This is a genomic window from Enterobacter sp. CRENT-193, from assembly GCF_002787395.1.
GTDB classification, from domain to species: Bacteria; Pseudomonadota; Gammaproteobacteria; order Enterobacterales; family Enterobacteriaceae; genus Enterobacter; species Enterobacter hormaechei_C.
Window position 1 is genome coordinate 1,151,108 of sequence record NZ_CP024812.1, and the last position, 16,169, is coordinate 1,167,276.

Annotated in this window: 14 protein-coding genes; 11 read left to right on the top strand and 3 right to left on the bottom strand. The window is 57.9% G+C overall.

Annotation, left to right across the window (positions count from 1 at the left end; all coding sequences use genetic code 11):
- Positions 1-1,071, top strand: a complete 1,071-nt coding sequence (locus CU081_RS05610; RefSeq protein ID WP_022651962.1) for a sn-glycerol-3-phosphate import ATP-binding protein UgpC — start codon at positions 1-3, stop codon at positions 1,069-1,071.
- Complete coding sequence (gene ugpQ, locus CU081_RS05615) at positions 1,068-1,808, top strand: glycerophosphodiester phosphodiesterase (RefSeq protein ID WP_022651961.1); 741 nt, start codon at positions 1,068-1,070, stop codon at positions 1,806-1,808. The genes CU081_RS05610 and ugpQ overlap by 4 nt, the downstream gene beginning before the upstream one ends.
- Here the strand turns inward: ugpQ and CU081_RS05620 are convergent.
- On the bottom strand, positions 1,798-2,169 hold the full coding sequence (locus CU081_RS05620; RefSeq protein ID WP_022651960.1) for a DUF2756 family protein: 372 nt from the start codon (positions 2,167-2,169) through the stop codon (positions 1,798-1,800). The genes ugpQ and CU081_RS05620 overlap by 11 nt on opposite strands.
- Before the next feature lie 122 nt (positions 2,170-2,291).
- Between CU081_RS05620 and ggt the strand changes: the two genes are divergently transcribed.
- Positions 2,292-4,037: a gamma-glutamyltransferase gene (ggt, locus tag CU081_RS05625; protein WP_003861559.1), complete on the top strand. Its 1,746-nt coding sequence runs from the start codon at positions 2,292-2,294 to the stop codon at positions 4,035-4,037.
- 87 nt (positions 4,038-4,124) lie between these two features.
- Here ggt and yhhY read toward each other — a convergent pair whose 3' ends face one another.
- Entirely contained in the window at positions 4,125-4,613 is a 489-nt protein-coding gene (yhhY, locus tag CU081_RS05630) for an N-acetyltransferase (RefSeq protein WP_003861561.1), read from the bottom strand.
- A gap of 258 nt (positions 4,614-4,871) precedes the next feature.
- Between yhhY and CU081_RS05635 the strand changes: the two genes are divergently transcribed.
- The 5 genes from CU081_RS05635 (at position 4,872) to gntU (ending at position 9,813) form a co-directional block, all read left to right on the top strand.
- Entirely contained in the window at positions 4,872-5,909 is a 1,038-nt protein-coding gene (locus CU081_RS05635) for an oxidoreductase (RefSeq protein ID WP_003861563.1), read from the top strand.
- Positions 5,910-6,032: 123 nt separating this feature from the next.
- Positions 6,033-6,728 (top strand): pirin family protein, encoded by a 696-nt coding sequence (locus tag CU081_RS05640; RefSeq protein ID WP_003861565.1) that lies wholly within the window; start codon positions 6,033-6,035, stop codon positions 6,726-6,728.
- Positions 6,729-6,819: 91 nt separating this feature from the next.
- Positions 6,820-7,815 carry a gluconate operon transcriptional repressor GntR gene (gene gntR, locus CU081_RS05645; protein WP_003861567.1) on the top strand — a complete coding sequence of 332 codons (996 nt, stop codon included), beginning with the start codon at positions 6,820-6,822 and terminating at the stop codon, positions 7,813-7,815.
- A 126-nt stretch (positions 7,816-7,941) separates the two neighbouring features.
- Positions 7,942-8,469 carry a gluconokinase gene (gene gntK, locus CU081_RS05650; RefSeq protein WP_003861569.1) on the top strand — a complete coding sequence of 176 codons (528 nt, stop codon included), beginning with the start codon at positions 7,942-7,944 and terminating at the stop codon, positions 8,467-8,469.
- Positions 8,470-8,472: 3 nt separating this feature from the next.
- Entirely contained in the window at positions 8,473-9,813 is a 1,341-nt protein-coding gene (gene gntU / locus CU081_RS05655; RefSeq protein ID WP_003861572.1) for a gluconate transporter, read from the top strand.
- A 79-nt stretch (positions 9,814-9,892) separates the two neighbouring features.
- On the opposite strand, the gene yhgN is transcribed toward gntU, so the two are convergent.
- Entirely contained in the window at positions 9,893-10,486 is a 594-nt protein-coding gene (yhgN, locus tag CU081_RS05660) for an NAAT family transporter YhgN (protein WP_003861574.1), read from the bottom strand.
- Positions 10,487-10,664: 178 nt separating this feature from the next.
- Between yhgN and asd the strand changes: the two genes are divergently transcribed.
- From asd to glgX, 3 genes are all read left to right on the top strand, one after another.
- Positions 10,665-11,768 (top strand): aspartate-semialdehyde dehydrogenase, encoded by a 1,104-nt coding sequence (asd, locus tag CU081_RS05665; RefSeq protein WP_003861575.1) that lies wholly within the window; start codon positions 10,665-10,667, stop codon positions 11,766-11,768.
- A 239-nt stretch (positions 11,769-12,007) separates the two neighbouring features.
- On the top strand, positions 12,008-14,194 hold the full coding sequence (glgB, locus tag CU081_RS05670; RefSeq protein ID WP_003861578.1) for a 1,4-alpha-glucan branching enzyme: 2,187 nt from the start codon (positions 12,008-12,010) through the stop codon (positions 14,192-14,194).
- Positions 14,191-16,164 carry a glycogen debranching protein GlgX gene (gene glgX, locus CU081_RS05675; protein ID WP_003861580.1) on the top strand — a complete coding sequence of 658 codons (1,974 nt, stop codon included), beginning with the start codon at positions 14,191-14,193 and terminating at the stop codon, positions 16,162-16,164. The genes glgB and glgX overlap by 4 nt, the downstream gene beginning before the upstream one ends.
- Positions 16,165-16,169: the final 5 nt, after the last annotated feature.

Sequence of the window (16,169 nt, forward strand, 5' to 3'; positions counted from 1 at the left end):
ATGGCAGGTTTAAAATTACAGGCAGTAACCAAAAGCTGGGACGGCAAAACCCAGGTCATTCAGCCGCTGACGCTCGACGTGGCGGACGGGGAATTTATCGTGATGGTCGGCCCGTCCGGCTGCGGAAAATCCACCCTGCTGCGTATGGTGGCCGGGCTGGAGCGTGTGACGTCCGGGGATATCTGGATTGACCGCCAGCGCGTTACCGAGATGGAACCCAAAGATCGCGGCATCGCGATGGTATTCCAGAACTACGCCCTCTATCCGCACATGAGCGTGGAAGAGAACATGGCCTGGGGGCTGAAAATTCGCGGTATGGGCAAAGGCCATATCGAGGAGCGCGTGAAAGAGGCCGCGCGCATTCTGGAGCTGGACGGCCTGCTCAAGCGTCGCCCGCGCGAGCTCTCCGGCGGCCAGCGCCAGCGCGTGGCGATGGGGCGCGCCATCGTGCGCGATCCGGCGGTATTTCTGTTCGACGAACCGCTGTCAAACCTCGACGCCAAACTGCGCGTGCAGATGCGTCTTGAGCTACAGCAGCTGCATCGGCGGCTGGGAACCACGTCCCTCTATGTGACCCACGATCAGGTTGAAGCCATGACCCTCGCCCAGCGCGTGATGGTGATGAACAAAGGCATCGCCGAGCAGATTGGCACCCCAGTGGAAGTCTACGAGAAACCGGCCAGCCGTTTTGTGGCGAGCTTTATCGGCAGCCCGGCGATGAACCTGCTGGACGGGCGGATCAATGCGGCGGGAACACACTTCGAGCTGGAAAGCGGGATGGCGTTGCCGATCAACTGGTACTATCGTGGCTACGCCGGGCGTAAGATGACGCTTGGTATCCGCCCCGAGCATATTGGTTTGACGTCTCAGGCGGACGGCGGCGTGCCGCTGGTGATGGACACGCTGGAGATGCTGGGCGCAGACAACCTGGCGCACGGACGCTGGGGCGAGCAAAAGCTGGTAGTGCGTCTGCCGCATCAGGAGCGCTCGAAAGCAGGCAGTACGCTGTGGCTGCATATGCCGGAAAATCACCTGCACTTATTTGACGGTGAAACAGGACAACGAGTATGAGCAACTGGCCTTACCCCCACATCGTCGCCCACCGTGGTGGCGGTAAACTGGCGCCGGAAAACACCCTGGCGGCAATTGACGTTGGCGCACGCTACGGCCACACGATGATCGAGTTCGACGCCAAGCTGTCGAAGGACGGCGAAATTTTCCTGCTGCACGACGACAACCTCGAACGCACCAGCAACGGCTGGGGCGTGGCGGGTGAACTGCCGTGGCGTGACCTGCTGAAGGTGGACGCCGGAAGCTGGTTCAGCGGCGAATTCAAAGGCGAACCGCTGCCGCTGCTGGCGGAAGTGGCGGACCGCTGTCGTCAACACGGTATGATGGCCAATATTGAAATCAAACCAACCACCGGCACCGGGCCGCTGACGGGTAAAGTGATTGCCATTGCCGCGCGTGAGCTGTGGGAAGGGATGACCGCGCCGCTGCTGTCGTCGTTTGACATCGACGCGCTGGAAGCCGCACAGGCCGCCGTTCCGGAGTTGCCGCGCGGGCTGCTGCTGGATGCGTGGCGAGAAGACTGGCGCGCGCTGACGACCCGCTTAGGCTGCGTGTCGATCCACCTCAACCATAAGCTGCTGGATGAAGCGCGCGTGACGCTGTTGAAGGAGGCCGGTCTGCATATCCTGGTGTATACCGTCAACAAACCCCAGCGTGCAGCCGAGCTGCTGCGCTGGGGCGTGGACAGCATCTGTACCGATGCGATTGACCAGATCGGGCCGAACTTTATTTATTAAGCATACTGCCGTTCTGCTGGGTCGGCAGCATGTGCTGCTGACCGCTGCTTTGCGATACTCCGCCTCCTAACATCCCACCGTTTGCATTGGGCAGCGGCTGTTCAAGCATCTGGCCCTGCTGTACGCGCTGGGTGTTGGTATTCATCTGGTTTTGCAGGTGCTGCTGCTGCACCTGGGTCTGCGTCTTTAACTGCTGATTGAGCATCCCTTTCTGCTGCTGTTGCTGGCTCATCATCTCCGTCTGCATACGCTGCTGGCTCGGAATGACGTAGCCCGGCTGGTTCGGGTTGTTCAGGGTGTTGATTGGCTGTGCGAGCGCGGCGAACGGAAGCAGCGCGGTCAGGATCAGTAATCGTTTCATGGTTATCTCCTCCTTTGAGGCTTCTCTTAAGTTTACCCTCATTCCGGCATAACGATGATTTTTTAAGAGTTGTGAACCAGGCTTAAGCGGGGAATATGGGCCCCTTCACCTGGAGAACAATAATGATGAAACCAACCTTTTTGCGCTGGGTCGCCATCGCTGCGCTGATGGCAGGCGGCACATTTACCGTGGCGGCCAACCCGCCCGCCGCTCCACCGGTCTCTTACGGCGTGGAGGAGGATGTTTTTCACCCCGTGCGGGCGACGCACGGCATGGTGGCCTCGGTTGACGCGCTGGCAACGCAGGTGGGCGTCGATATTCTTAAACAGGGCGGTAACGCGGTGGATGCGGCGGTCGCGGTGGGATATGCGCTGGCGGTGACGCATCCACAGGCGGGGAACCTGGGCGGCGGCGGGTTTATGATGCTGCGCACGAAAGACGGTAAAACCACGGCCATCGACTTCCGTGAGATGGCGCCGAACCAGGCCTCCCGCGATATGTTCCTCGACGATCAGGGTAATCCGGACAGTAAAAAATCCCTGACCTCGCACCTTGCCTCCGGCACGCCGGGTACCGTTGCGGGGTTCTCGCTGGCGCTGGAAAAATACGGCACGCTGCCGCTGAATAAAGTGGTGCAGCCTGCCATCAGGCTGGCGCGCGACGGCTTCGTCGTCAACGACGCGCTGGCGGACGACCTCAAAACCTACGGCAGCGAAGTTATTCCCAATCATGAGAACAGCAAGGCTATCTTCTGGAAAGACGGCGAGCCGCTGAAGAAGGGCGATAAGCTGGTGCAGAAGAACCTCGCAAAAAGTCTCGAACTGATTGCCGAAAACGGTCCGGATGCCTTCTATAAGGGGCCGATTGCCGATCAGATTGCGGATGAGATGCAGAAGAACGGCGGGCTGATCACCAAAGCGGATCTGGCGGAATATAAGGCGGTGGAGCGCGAGCCGATTAGCGGCACCTATCGCGGCTACGAGGTCTTCTCCATGCCGCCGCCGTCTTCCGGGGGCATTCACATCGTGCAGATCCTCAATATTCTGGAAAACTTCGATATGCACAAGTATGGCTTCGGTAGCGCCGATGCCATGCAGGTGATGGCCGAGGCGGAAAAGCGCGCCTACGCTGACCGCTCGGAATACCTCGGCGACCCGGACTTCGTGAAGGTGCCGTGGCAGGCGCTGACCAACAAGGCGTACGCCAAATCCATTGCCGACGAGATCGACATCAACAAGGCTAAGCCGTCGAGCGAGATCCGCCCTGGCAAGCTGGCACCGTATGAAAGTAACCAGACCACCCACTTCTCGGTGGTAGATAAAGACGGTAACGCGGTGGCGGTGACGTACACGCTTAACACCACTTTCGGCACCGGGATTGTGGCGGGCAACAGCGGTATTTTGCTGAACAACGAGATGGATGATTTTTCTGCCAAGCCGGGCGTGCCGAATGTCTACGGCCTGGTCGGCGGCGATGCGAATGCGGTAGGGCCGAAGAAGCGCCCGCTATCATCCATGTCGCCCACCATTGTGGTGAAAGACGGCAAAACCTGGCTGGTGACCGGCAGCCCTGGCGGGAGCCGGATTATCACCACCGTACTGCAAATGGTGGTGAACAGCATCGACTTTGGGATGAACGTCGCCGAAGCGACCAATGCGCCGCGTTTCCATCACCAGTGGCTGCCGGACGAGTTGCGCGTGGAGAAGGGCTTTAGCCCGGACACCCTCAAGCTGCTTGAGCAGCGCGGGCAGAAGGTGGCGGTGAAGGAGGCGATGGGCAGCACCCAGAGCATTATGGTCGGACCGGATGGCGCGCTGTTTGGCGCGTCGGACCCGCGTTCGGTGGATGATTTAACGGCGGGGTATTGATTTTGTTGCCCGGTGGCGCTGCGCTTACCGGGCCTACAACGGCACGGACGTAGGCCGGGTAAGGCGAAGCCGCCACCCGGCAACTCATTACTTCATCCTCGCCATATAATACGCATCCACATACTCGCCGTTGCGCAGGGCATAGCGCCTGCCGGTGCCTTCAATCTCAAACCCGTGCTTTTTGTACACCGCGATTGCCGGTTCGTTATCCACAAACACCGTTAACTCGATGCGGTCGACGCGCAGCCAGTTGTCGCACATATCGATCATGGTGCGAATCAGCGCGCTGGCCACGCCGCGGTTATGCCACTCTGCGCCAACGCATATACCGAAATCGGCAACGTGGCTGCGGCGTGGTCGCTGGGCGACATCAATGGTGAGGTGGCCGACCACGATATCATCAATGCAGGCAACCAGCTGTTTAATGCCCGGCTGTTCGCCTAGCCGCATTTGCCACATTTCCATTGAAGGATGAGGAACCTGTAGCGTGTTGTGGTACACCTCCGGCTGGGCGTGGATCTGACGAATGGCGTCGTAATCTTTCGGTTCAGCGTGGCGTATCACTATCTCACTCATTCCTTGTTCCTCAGTCAGTTAAAAGTCCCCTCCAACATCAGTGACTTTAAAAGTTGAGTCAATCGCTATTTTTTGCAAAAAATGTTGGACAAGTGCGAATGAGAATGATTATTATTGCTCTGCATTCAGGAAGACCTCCTACGGGAACCTGAAAGCACGACATTGCTCACATTGCTTCCAGTATTACTTTAGCCAGCTTTTAGCTGGCTTTTTTTTTGTTATGGTTAGACTCAGCAACCTTCGAAAAAGGACTGAGCCATGACACTACACTGCGCATTTATTGGATTTGGCAAAAGCACCACGCGTTACCACCTTCCGTATGTTCTCAACCGTAAAGAGACCTGGCACGTCGCTCATATCTACCGCCGCAGCGCGAAGCCGGAAGAACAGTCTCCGCAGTATTCCCATATTCATTTCACCAGCGATCTTGATGAAGTGTTAAATGATCCGCAGGTGAAGCTGGTGGTGGTCTGTACCCACGCCGACAGCCACTTTGACTACGCGAAACGCGCGCTGGAAGCAGGTAAAAACGTGCTGGTGGAAAAACCGTTCACTCCGACCATCGCCGAAGCGAAGGAACTCTTTGCGCTGGCGAAAAGCAAAGGCCTGACCGTCACGCCGTACCAGAACCGACGCTTTGACAGCTGCTTCCTGACGGCGAAAAAGGCGATTGAGAGCGGCAAACTCGGCGAGATCGTGGAAATCGAAAGCCACTTCGATTACTACCGCCCGGTGGCGGAAACCCAGCCAGGACTGCCGCAGGACGGGTCGTTCTACGGTCTGGGCGTGCACACCATGGACCAGATTATTTCCCTGTTTGGCCGCCCGGACCACGTGGCGTATGACATCCGCAGCCTGCGCAATAAGGCCAACCCGGACGATACCTTTGAAGCACAGCTGTTCTACGGCGATCTCAAAGCCATCGTGAAAACCAGCCACCTGGTGAAAATCGACTACCCGAAATTTATCGTTCACGGCAAGAAAGGCTCCTTTATCAAGTACGGCATTGACCAGCAGGAGACCAGCCTGAAGGCCAACATCATGCCGGGTGAACCGGGCTTTGCGGCAGATGATTCCGTGGGCGTGCTGGAGTACGTGAACGACGAGGGCGTGACGGTCAGGGAAGAGCTGAAGCCGGAAACGGGCGACTATGGACGCGTCTATGATGCGCTGTTTGAGACCCTCACAAACGGCACGGCGAATTACGTCAAGGAATCTGACGTTCTGACCAACCTGGAAATCCTCGAACGGGCCTTCGAACAGGCTTCTCCTGCCACGGTAACCCTCGCGAAATAAGCAAAAACGGCTCCTCTGCGCTTGTTCACAATTTTTGAACAGAGGAGTCAATTTTCACCCTCTATGATCCCAGGGCGTTTGCGTCCACACTTACTCCATCGAAACGAACTGAGGGTGAAAACAATGATCTACTTACGCAAAGCAAACGAACGTGGTCACGCGAATCATGGCTGGCTGGACTCATGGCATTCATTCTCGTTTGCCGACTACTACGACCCGAACTTCATGGGCTTCTCCGCACTGCGCGTGATTAACGATGACGTGATTGATGCAGGCCAGGGCTTCGGTACCCACCCGCACAAAGACATGGAAATCCTGACCTATGTGCTGGAAGGGGCGGTTGAGCACCAGGACAGCATGGGCAACAAAGAGCAGGTTCCGGCGGGCGAGTTCCAGATTATGAGCGCGGGGACCGGGGTGCGTCACTCTGAGTACAACCCGAGCAAAACGGAAAAACTGCACCTGTATCAAATCTGGATCATTCCAGAAGAGACCGGCATCACGCCACGCTACGAGCAGCGCCGCTTCGACGCGAAACAGGGCAAACAGCTGGTGCTCTCGCCGGATGCGCGTGAAGGTTCCCTGAAAGTGCATCAGGATATGGAGCTGTACCGCTGGGCGCTGGCGAAAGATGAACAGTCTGTGCACCAGATCGCCGCCAACCGCCGCGTGTGGATCCAGGTGGTGAAAGGGGAGGTGTCCATCAATGGCACCAAAGCGACAACCGCCGATGGTCTGGCCGTCTGGGATGAGCAGGCGCTCTCCGTGCATGCCGACAGCGAAAGTGAAATTCTGCTGTTTGACCTGCCGCCGGTTTAAATAATTTCTCAACCTTCCCTTTAAACGGGGAAGGTTGAGCTTTGTCCGTGATAAACTGAGCAAATCTCTCACTTCAAGATTTCTCAGGACGATGAAAAAGAAACGCCCCGTACTTCAGGATGTCGCCGATCGCGTCGGTGTGACCAAAATGACGGTCAGCCGTTTTTTACGTAACCCGGAACAGGTTTCCGTGGCGTTGCGTGGCAAGATTGCCGCCGCCCTTGATGAACTGGGTTATATCCCCAACCGCGCGCCCGATATTCTCTCCAATGCGACCAGCCGTGCGGTGGGCGTCCTGCTTCCTTCCTTAACCAACCAGGTATTCGCCGAAGTGCTGCGTGGCATCGAAAGCGTCACCGATGCGTTTGGCTATCAGACCATGCTCGCCCACTACGGGTACAAGCCGGAACTGGAAGAGGAACGTCTTGAATCGATGCTTTCCTGGAACATCGACGGCCTGATTTTAACGGAACGTACTCACACCCCGCGCACGCTGAAAATGATTGAAGTGGCAGGCATTCCGGTGGTGGAGCTGATGGACAGCCAGTCGCCGTGCCTCGACATCGCCGTGGGGTTCGATAACTTTGAAGCGGCGCGTCAGATGACGGCGGCGATCATCGCCCGCGGTCATCGCCATGTGGCCTATCTGGGTGCGCGTCTGGATGAACGTACTATCATCAAACAGAAGGGATACGAGCAGGCGATGCTCGACGCCGGTTTAACCCCGTACAGCGTGATGGTGGAGCAATCTTCTTCTTACACGTCGGGTATTGAGCTGATGCGTCAGGCGCGACGCGAGTATCCGCAACTGGACGGTATTTTCTGTACCAACGATGACCTTGCGGTCGGCGCGGCGTTTGAGTGCCAGCGTCTGGGTTTAAAAATCCCGGATGATATGGCGATTGCCGGTTTCCACGGCCACGACATTGGCCAGGTGATGGAGCCGCGTCTGGCGAGCGTCCTGACCCCGCGTGAACGCATGGGCCGCATTGGTGCAGAACGCCTGCTGGCGCGCATTCGTGGTGAGGCAGTTACCCCTAAAATGTTAGATTTAGGTTTCACCTTGTCACCGGGTGGATCTATTTAATCCGACAAATTTGAAGTAGCTCACACTTATTCACTTCGCGCACGTTTGGATATTGCTTCTCTTATGCCCCGGCAGGACAATGTTACCGATAACTGTTACCCGTAACAATTGACTGAGGGACACCCTTTGAGCACGACTAATCACGATCACCACGTTTACGTCCTGATGGGCGTGTCCGGTAGCGGTAAATCTGCCGTGGCGAGCGAAGTGGCGCATCAACTCCAGGCTGCGTTTCTTGATGGTGACTTCCTCCATCCGCGTAGCAACATCATGAAAATGGCTTCCGGCGAGCCGCTGAACGACGACGACCGCAAACCGTGGTTGCAGGCGCTGAATGACGCCGCGTTCGCGATGCAGCGCACCAATAAAGTCTCCCTGATCGTCTGTTCCGCGCTGAAAAAAACCTATCGCGACCTGCTGCGCGACGGCAACCCGAACCTCTCTTTCATCTACCTGAAAGGCGATTTCGGGGTGATTGAAAGCCGCCTGAAGGCGCGTAAAGGCCACTTCTTCAAAACCCAGATGCTGGTAACGCAGTTCGAAGCGTTGCAGGAGCCGGGTGCTGACGAGCAGGATGTCTTAGTGGTTGATATCGATCAGCCGCTGGAAGGTGTTGTTGCCAGCACCATCGAGGTTATTAATAAAAGGCAGTAAGTTTTGAGTACATTAACGCTAGTTTTGACAGCAGTGGGTTCCGTATTGCTGCTGCTGTTTTTAGTGATGAAGGCACGTATGCACGCCTTCGTTGCTTTGATGGTGGTTTCTATTGGTGCTGGTCTCTTTTCCGGCATGCCGCTCGACAAAATCGCGGCGACGATGGAAAAAGGGATGGGCGGCACGCTCGGCTTCCTGGCCATTGTGGTGGCACTGGGCGCGATGTTTGGCAAGATTTTGCACGAGACGGGCGCGGTCGATCAGATTGCCGTCAAGATGCTGAAATCCTTCGGGCACAGCCGTGCGCACTACGCGATTGGTCTGGCCGGTCTGATTTGCGCGCTGCCGCTGTTCTTTGAAGTGGCCGTTGTGCTGCTGATAAGCGTCGCATTCTCCATGGCGCGCCATACCGGTACTAACCTCGTGAAGCTGGTCATTCCGCTGTTTGCGGGCGTGGCGGCGGCGGCGGCGTTCCTGCTGCCGGGGCCTGCGCCGATGCTGCTGGCCTCCCAGATGCATGCTGACTTTGGCTGGATGATCCTGATTGGCCTGTGTGCGGCGATCCCGGGGATGATTATCGCCGGTCCGCTGTGGGGAAACTTTATCAGCCGTTACGTTGAGCTGCACATTCCGGACGACATCACCGAGCCGCACCTGGGCGAGGGTAAAATGCCGTCCTTCGGCTTCAGTCTGTCGCTGATCCTGCTGCCGCTGGTGCTGGTGGGCCTGAAAACCATCGCTGCACGCTTTGTGCCGGTGGGGTCAACCGCTTACGAATGGTTCGAATTTATTGGTCATCCGTTCACTGCGATTCTGGTGGCGTGTCTGGTCGCGATTTACGGCCTGGCAATGCGTCAGGGCATGCCGAAAGACCGCGTGATGGAGATCTGTGGTGCCGCGCTGCAACCGGCGGGGATTATCCTGCTGGTGATCGGGGCGGGCGGCGTGTTCAAGCAGGTGCTGGTGGATTCCGGCGTTGGCCCGGCGCTGGGCGAAGCGCTGACCGGAATGGGCCTGCCGATTGCGGTCACCTGCTTTGTGCTGGCCGCGGCGGTGCGTATCATTCAGGGCTCCGCGACCGTGGCGTGCTTAACCGCCGTGGGTCTGGTAATGCCGGTGATTGAACAGCTGAACTACTCCGGCGCGCAGATGGCGGCGCTCTCTATCTGTATCGCGGGTGGTTCGATTGTGGTGTCTCACGTGAACGATGCAGGCTTCTGGCTGTTCGGTAAATTTACCGGCGCAACCGAAGCGCAAACCCTGAAAACCTGGACGCTGATGGAAACCATCCTCGGCACGACGGGTGCGGTTGTCGGGATGATTGCGTTTACGCTGCTGAGCTGATCCCGGTTTTCTCCCTCTCCCACGGGGAGAGGGAGCAAACACTAAAAACGGCAATCAAGGATTGCCGTTTTGCTTTTACCTATCCTTTCATCCACGCCCGTATCCCGTCCAGGAACATCTGCGTTGCCATCATTACCAGAATCAGCCCCATCAGGCGCTCCAGCGCGTTCACCCCTTTCTCACCCAGCAGGCGCAGGAATAGCGACGACTGCAACAGGATAATAAACGTCCCGCCCCAGGCGATCAGCAGGGCAATCACCAGATGGCTCATCTGATTCGGATACTGATGCGACAGCAGCATCAGCGTGGCCAGAATCGTTGGCCCGGCGACCAGCGGAATCGCCAGCGGCACGATAAACGGCTCTTCACCCGCAGGCAGGCCGCTGCTGCTGCCCTCCGCGCTAGGGAAAATCATCTTAATGGCAATCAGGAACAAAATGATCCCGCCGGAAATGGAGACCGTTTCGGCGCGTAAGTTCAGGAAAGCGAGAATTTTTTCACCGGCGAACAGGAAGATAAACATCACCAGCAGGGCGATGAGCAGCTCGCGGATCATGATCGCCCGACGGCGCTTCGGCTCGGTGTGCTTCAGCACCGACATGAAGATCGGCAGATTACCGAGCGGATCCATAATCAGGATCAATAAAACCGCTGCGGAAATGATTTCACTCATCTTAAATTATCCCTGATACTTATTGTGGTCATTGCGATGATTAGCACTTTTTCTGATTGCCGGGCAATCATCGATTAATTTCGCTTGCGACTTTGGCAGCATTTTGTAATGTGAAGCATATCCCAGTTCAATACTGGCTTGCACAATCAGCACACACCCCTTGCAGGAAAAAAATGCTATGAAAAACGTTGGTTTTATCGGCTGGCGCGGTATGGTCGGCTCTGTACTCATGCAACGCATGGTTGAAGAGCGCGATTTCGACGCCATCCGCCCGGTCTTCTTCTCCACTTCCCAGCTCGGCCAGGCTGCACCGTCCTTTGGGGGTACCACAGGCACGTTGCAGGATGCTTACGACCTGGAGGCGCTGAAGGCACTCGACATTATTGTGACCTGCCAGGGCGGCGATTATACCAACGAAATCTATCCGAAGCTGCGTGAAAGCGGCTGGCAGGGCTACTGGATTGACGCGGCCTCTTCGCTTCGCATGAAAGACGATGCCATCATTATTCTCGACCCGGTTAACCAGGGCGTCATCACCGACGGCCTGAACAACGGCGTGAAAACCTTTGTTGGCGGTAACTGCACCGTCAGCCTGATGCTGATGTCTCTCGGCGGTCTGTTCGCACAGGATCTGGTGGAGTGGGTCTCCGTGGCGACCTACCAGGCGGCGTCCGGCGGTGGCGCGCGTCATATGCGCGAGCTGCTGACCCAGATGGGCCAGCTGCACCAGAGCGTCGCTGCCGAGCTGGCAGACCCGGCGTCCGCGATCCTCGATATCGAGCGTAAAGTCACTCAGCTCACCCGCAGCGGCGAGCTGCCGGTGGATAACTTCGGCGTACCGCTGGCCGGCGGCCTGATCCCGTGGATAGACAAACAGCTGGATAACGGCCAGACCCGCGAAGAGTGGAAGGGCCAGGCTGAGACCAACAAAATCCTCGGCACCGCGAACACCATTCCGGTTGACGGTCTGTGCGTGCGTATCGGCGCGCTGCGCTGCCACAGCCAGGCCTTCACCATTAAACTGAAAAAAGATGTGTCTATTCCGACCGTGGAAGAGCTGCTGGCCGCGCATAACCCGTGGGCGAAAGTGGTGCCAAACGATCGCGATATCACCATGCGCGAACTGACCCCGGCAGCCGTCACCGGCACGCTGACCACCCCGGTTGGCCGCCTGCGCAAGCTGAACATGGGGCCGGAGTACCTCTCCGCGTTCACCGTTGGCGACCAGCTTCTGTGGGGTGCCGCCGAGCCGCTGCGCCGCATGCTGCGCCAGCTGGCGTAATAATTTGTTAAACACGGGGGGTGATTGTCACCCCCTTTTTTTGCGTACTACATGGAGTAAAACGCAGATGTCTTATTTTTTATCAGGAGGACCCACGACGTTGGCTATGCTTTAAGGAAGATTTATTTCTCACCTGAGGGTAGGGCGGAGCAGAGAGGATTAACTGCACCGTTTAGGTCACATTAAAAGTCGTCCCGGAGCGCGTAAAAAGGGCGACATAAAAAAACAGGATGAATACCATGTCCGATCGTATTTCGAGAGACGTGATTAATGCGCTTATTGCGGGTCACTTTGCCGACCCCTTTTCTGTGCTAGGGATGCACCGTACAGAGGCCGGACTGGAAGTTCGTGCGCTGTTACCGGATGCAACAGAAGTGTGGGTTATCGAACCCAAAACCGGCCGCAAGGTGGGTAATCTGGAATGCCTCGACTCGCGTGGCTTCTTCTCGGGCGTCATGCCCCGCCGTAAAAATCCTTTTCGTTATCAGCTTGCCGTTATCTGGCACGGTCAGCAAAACCTGATTGACGATCCCTATAGCTTCGGCCCGCTTTTAAAAGAGATGGACGCCTGGCTGCTGTCCGAAGGGACCCATTTACGCCCTTACGAAACGCTGGGTGCCCATGCGGATACCATGGACGGTATCACCGGCACGCGTTTTGCCGTATGGGCGCCAAACGCCCAGCGCGTCTCCGTTGTCGGGCAGTTCAACTACTGGGACGGTCGTCGTCACCCCATGCGCCTGCGCCGGGAAACCGGCATTTGGGAGCTGTTTATCCCCGGCGCGCACAACGGTCAGCTCTACAAATTCGAGATGATCGATGCCAACGGCAAGCTGCGCATTAAATCTGACCCGTACGCCTTTGAGGCCGAACTGCGCCCGAATACCGCCTCGCTGATTTGCGGCCTGCCGGAGAAGGTTGTCCAGACGGAAGAGCGCAAGCAGGCTAACCGCTTTGATGCGCCGATCTCCGTCTATGAAGTGCATCTCGGCTCGTGGCGTCGCCACACCGATAACAACTTCTGGCTGAGCTATCGCGAGCTGGCGGACCAGCTGGTGCCGTACGCCAAATGGATGGGCTTTACGCACCTGGAACTGCTGCCGATCAACGAGCACCCGTTCGACGGCAGCTGGGGCTATCAGCCAACCGGGCTGTATGCGCCTACGCGCCGCTTTGGTACGCGCGATGACTTCCGCTATTTCATCGATGCCGCGCACGCCGCCGGGCTGAACGTCATCCTCGACTGGGTGCCGGGCCACTTCCCGTCGGATGATTTTGCGCTGGCAGAGTTCGACGGCACAAAGCTTTACGAGCACAGCGACCCGCGCGAAGGCTATCACCAGGACTGGAACACGCTGATCTACAACTACGGTCGCCATGAAGTATCGAACTACCTGGTCGGGAACGCGCTGTACTGGATCGAGCGTTTCGGCATTGATGCCCTGCGCGTCGATGCGGTGGCGTCGATGATTTACCGCGACTACAGCCGCAAAGAGGGTGAGTGGATCCCGAACGAGTATGGCGGGCGTGAAAACCTCGAAGCGATTGAGTTTCTGCGCAACACCAACCGCATCATCGGGGAGCAGGTGGAAGGTGCCGTGACCATGGCGGAAGAGTCCACCGACTTCCCGGGCGTTTCCCGTCCACCGTCAATGGGCGGACTGGGCTTCTGGTACAAGTGGAACCTCGGCTGGATGCACGACACGCTCGACTACATGAAGCTCGACCCGGTTTATCGTCAGTATCACCACGATAAGCTCACTTTCGGGCTGCTCTACAACTACACCGAAAACTTCATGTTGCCGCTGTCGCACGATGAAGTGGTGCACGGCAAGAAATCCATTCTCGACCGCATGCCGGGGGACGCGTGGCAGAAGTTTGCCAACCTGCGCGCCTACTACGGCTGGATGTTCGCCTTCCCGGGCAAAAAGCTGCTGTTTATGGGCAACGAATTTGCGCAGGGGCGCGAATGGAACCACGATACCAGCCTTGACTGGCATCTGCTGGAAGGCGCGGACAACTGGCACCACGGCGTACAGCGTCTGGTCCGCGACCTGAACCTGACCTATCGCCACCACAAAGCGCTGCACGAGCTGGACTTCGACCCGTACGGCTTTGAGTGGCTGGTGGTGGACGACCACGAGCGCTCGGTGTTTGTCTTTGCGCGCCGCGACAAGGCGGGTAACGAGATCATCGTCGCCAGCAACTTCACGCCAGTGCCGCGTGAACACTACCGCTTCGGCATTAACCAGCCGGGCAAATGGCGCGAAATTCTCAATACCGACTCCATGCATTACCACGGCAGCAATGCGGGTAACGGCGGGCTGGTGCAGAGCGATGCCGTTGAAAGCCATGGCCGTCCGAACTCCCTGAGCCTGACGCTGCCGCCGCTTGGCACAATCTGGCTGGTGCGGGAGGGAGAATGACGCAGCTTACGGCAGGTAAACCCGAACCGCTCGGGGCGAGTTTTGACGGAAAGGGAGTGAACTTCACGCTCTTTTCCGCCCATGCGGAGCGGGTGGAACTCTGTGTGTTTGATGGGGAAGGTAACGAGCACCGTTACGATTTACCGGCGCGCACGGGGGATACCTGGCATGGCTACCTGGCCGGAGGACGGCCGGGGATGCACTACGGTTTTCGCGTACACGGCCCCTGGGAGCCCTCTCAGGGGCACTGGTTTAACCCGGCGAAGCTGCTGATTGACCCTTGTGCGCACCGGGTGGACGGTGAGTTTAAAGATGACCCGCTGTTCCACGTTGGCTACGGCGAACCTGACCACCGCGACAGTGCGCCCGTCGCGCCCAAAAGCGTGGTGGTGCACGATCTCTACGACTGGGAAGACGATGCCCCGCCGCGTACGCCTTGGGGCAACACCGTTATTTATGAAGCCCACGTTAAAGGGCTGACGTATCTGCACCCGTCAATTCCCAAAGAGATGCGCGGCACCTACAAAGCGCTTGGGCATCCGACGATGGTCGCGTACCTGAAGCACTTAGGGATCACCGCGCTGGAGCTGTTGCCCGTGGCGCATTTCGCCAGCGAGCCGCGGCTACAGCGTCTCGGGTTAAGCAACTACTGGGGCTACAACCCGCTGGCGTTGTTCGCCCTCGATCCGCGTTATGCGGTGAATCCTGAGAAGGCGCGGGATGAGTTTCGCGATGCGGTGAAGGCGCTTCACGCGGCGGGTATCGAGGTCATTCTGGACGTGGTGTTGAACCACAGTGCGGAAAGCGATCTTGACGGCCCGACGCTCTCACAGCGCGGAATCGATAACCGTAGCTATTATTGGATCAGGGACGACGGCGATTACGAGAACTGGACCGGGTGCGGTAACACCCTCAACCTCAGTCATCCGGCCGTTACGCATTACGCGTACGAGTGCCTGAAATACTGGGTTGAGACGTTCCACGTGGACGGTTTTCGCTTCGACCTGGCGCCAGTGATGGGGCGCACCCCGGCGTTCAGCCAGCAGGCGCCGCTGTTTGAGGCCATCAAAAACTGCCCGGTGCTTTCAAAGGTGAAGCTGATTGCGGAGCCCTGGGACATCGGCGAGGGCGGTTATCAGGTGGGGAACTTCCCGCCGCTGTTTGCCGAGTGGAACGACCACTTCCGCGATGCCGTCCGCCGCTTCTGGCTGACGCGCGATCTGTCGCTGGGGGAGTTTGCCGGTCGCTTTGCCGGCTCCAGCGATCTCTTTAAGCGTGACGGCAAACGTCCGTCGGCCACCATTAACCTGGTGACGGCGCACGACGGTTTTACGCTGCGCGACTGCGTTTGTTTCAATCAGAAACACAATGAGGCAAACGGCGAGGAGAATCGCGATGGGACTAACAATAACCATAGCTTTAACCATGGTATAGAAGGGTTAGGCGGAAGTCTGGATGTGATCGAGCGGCGACGCGCCAGCGTTCATGCGCTGCTGACGACGCTTTTGTTGTCGCAGGGCACGCCGATGCTGCTGGCGGGCGATGAGCACGGCCACAGCCAGCACGGCAACAACAACGCCTATTGCCAGGACAACACCCTGACCTGGCTCGACTGGGGAGAAGCGAACAGCGGGCTGACCCATTTCACCGCGGCGCTGATCCATCTTCGCCAGCGCATCCCCGCGCTCACCGCCGACCGCTGGTGGGAAGAGGGCGACGGCAACGTTCGCTGGCTGAATAAAGACGCGCAACCGTTAAGCGCGCAAGAGTGGCAACACGGCATACCCTGTCTGCAAATCCTGCTTTCGGATGCGTGGCTGGTGACGCTGAACGCGACGGATGACGTCGCAGAGATTGTTTTACCTGACGGGGAGTGGCGAGCCATTCCTCCCTTTGCCGGAGCGGATAATCCGGTTGTTATGGCTGTCTGGCACGGGCCTGCGCACGGAGTGTGCGTATTCCAAAGATGATAAAA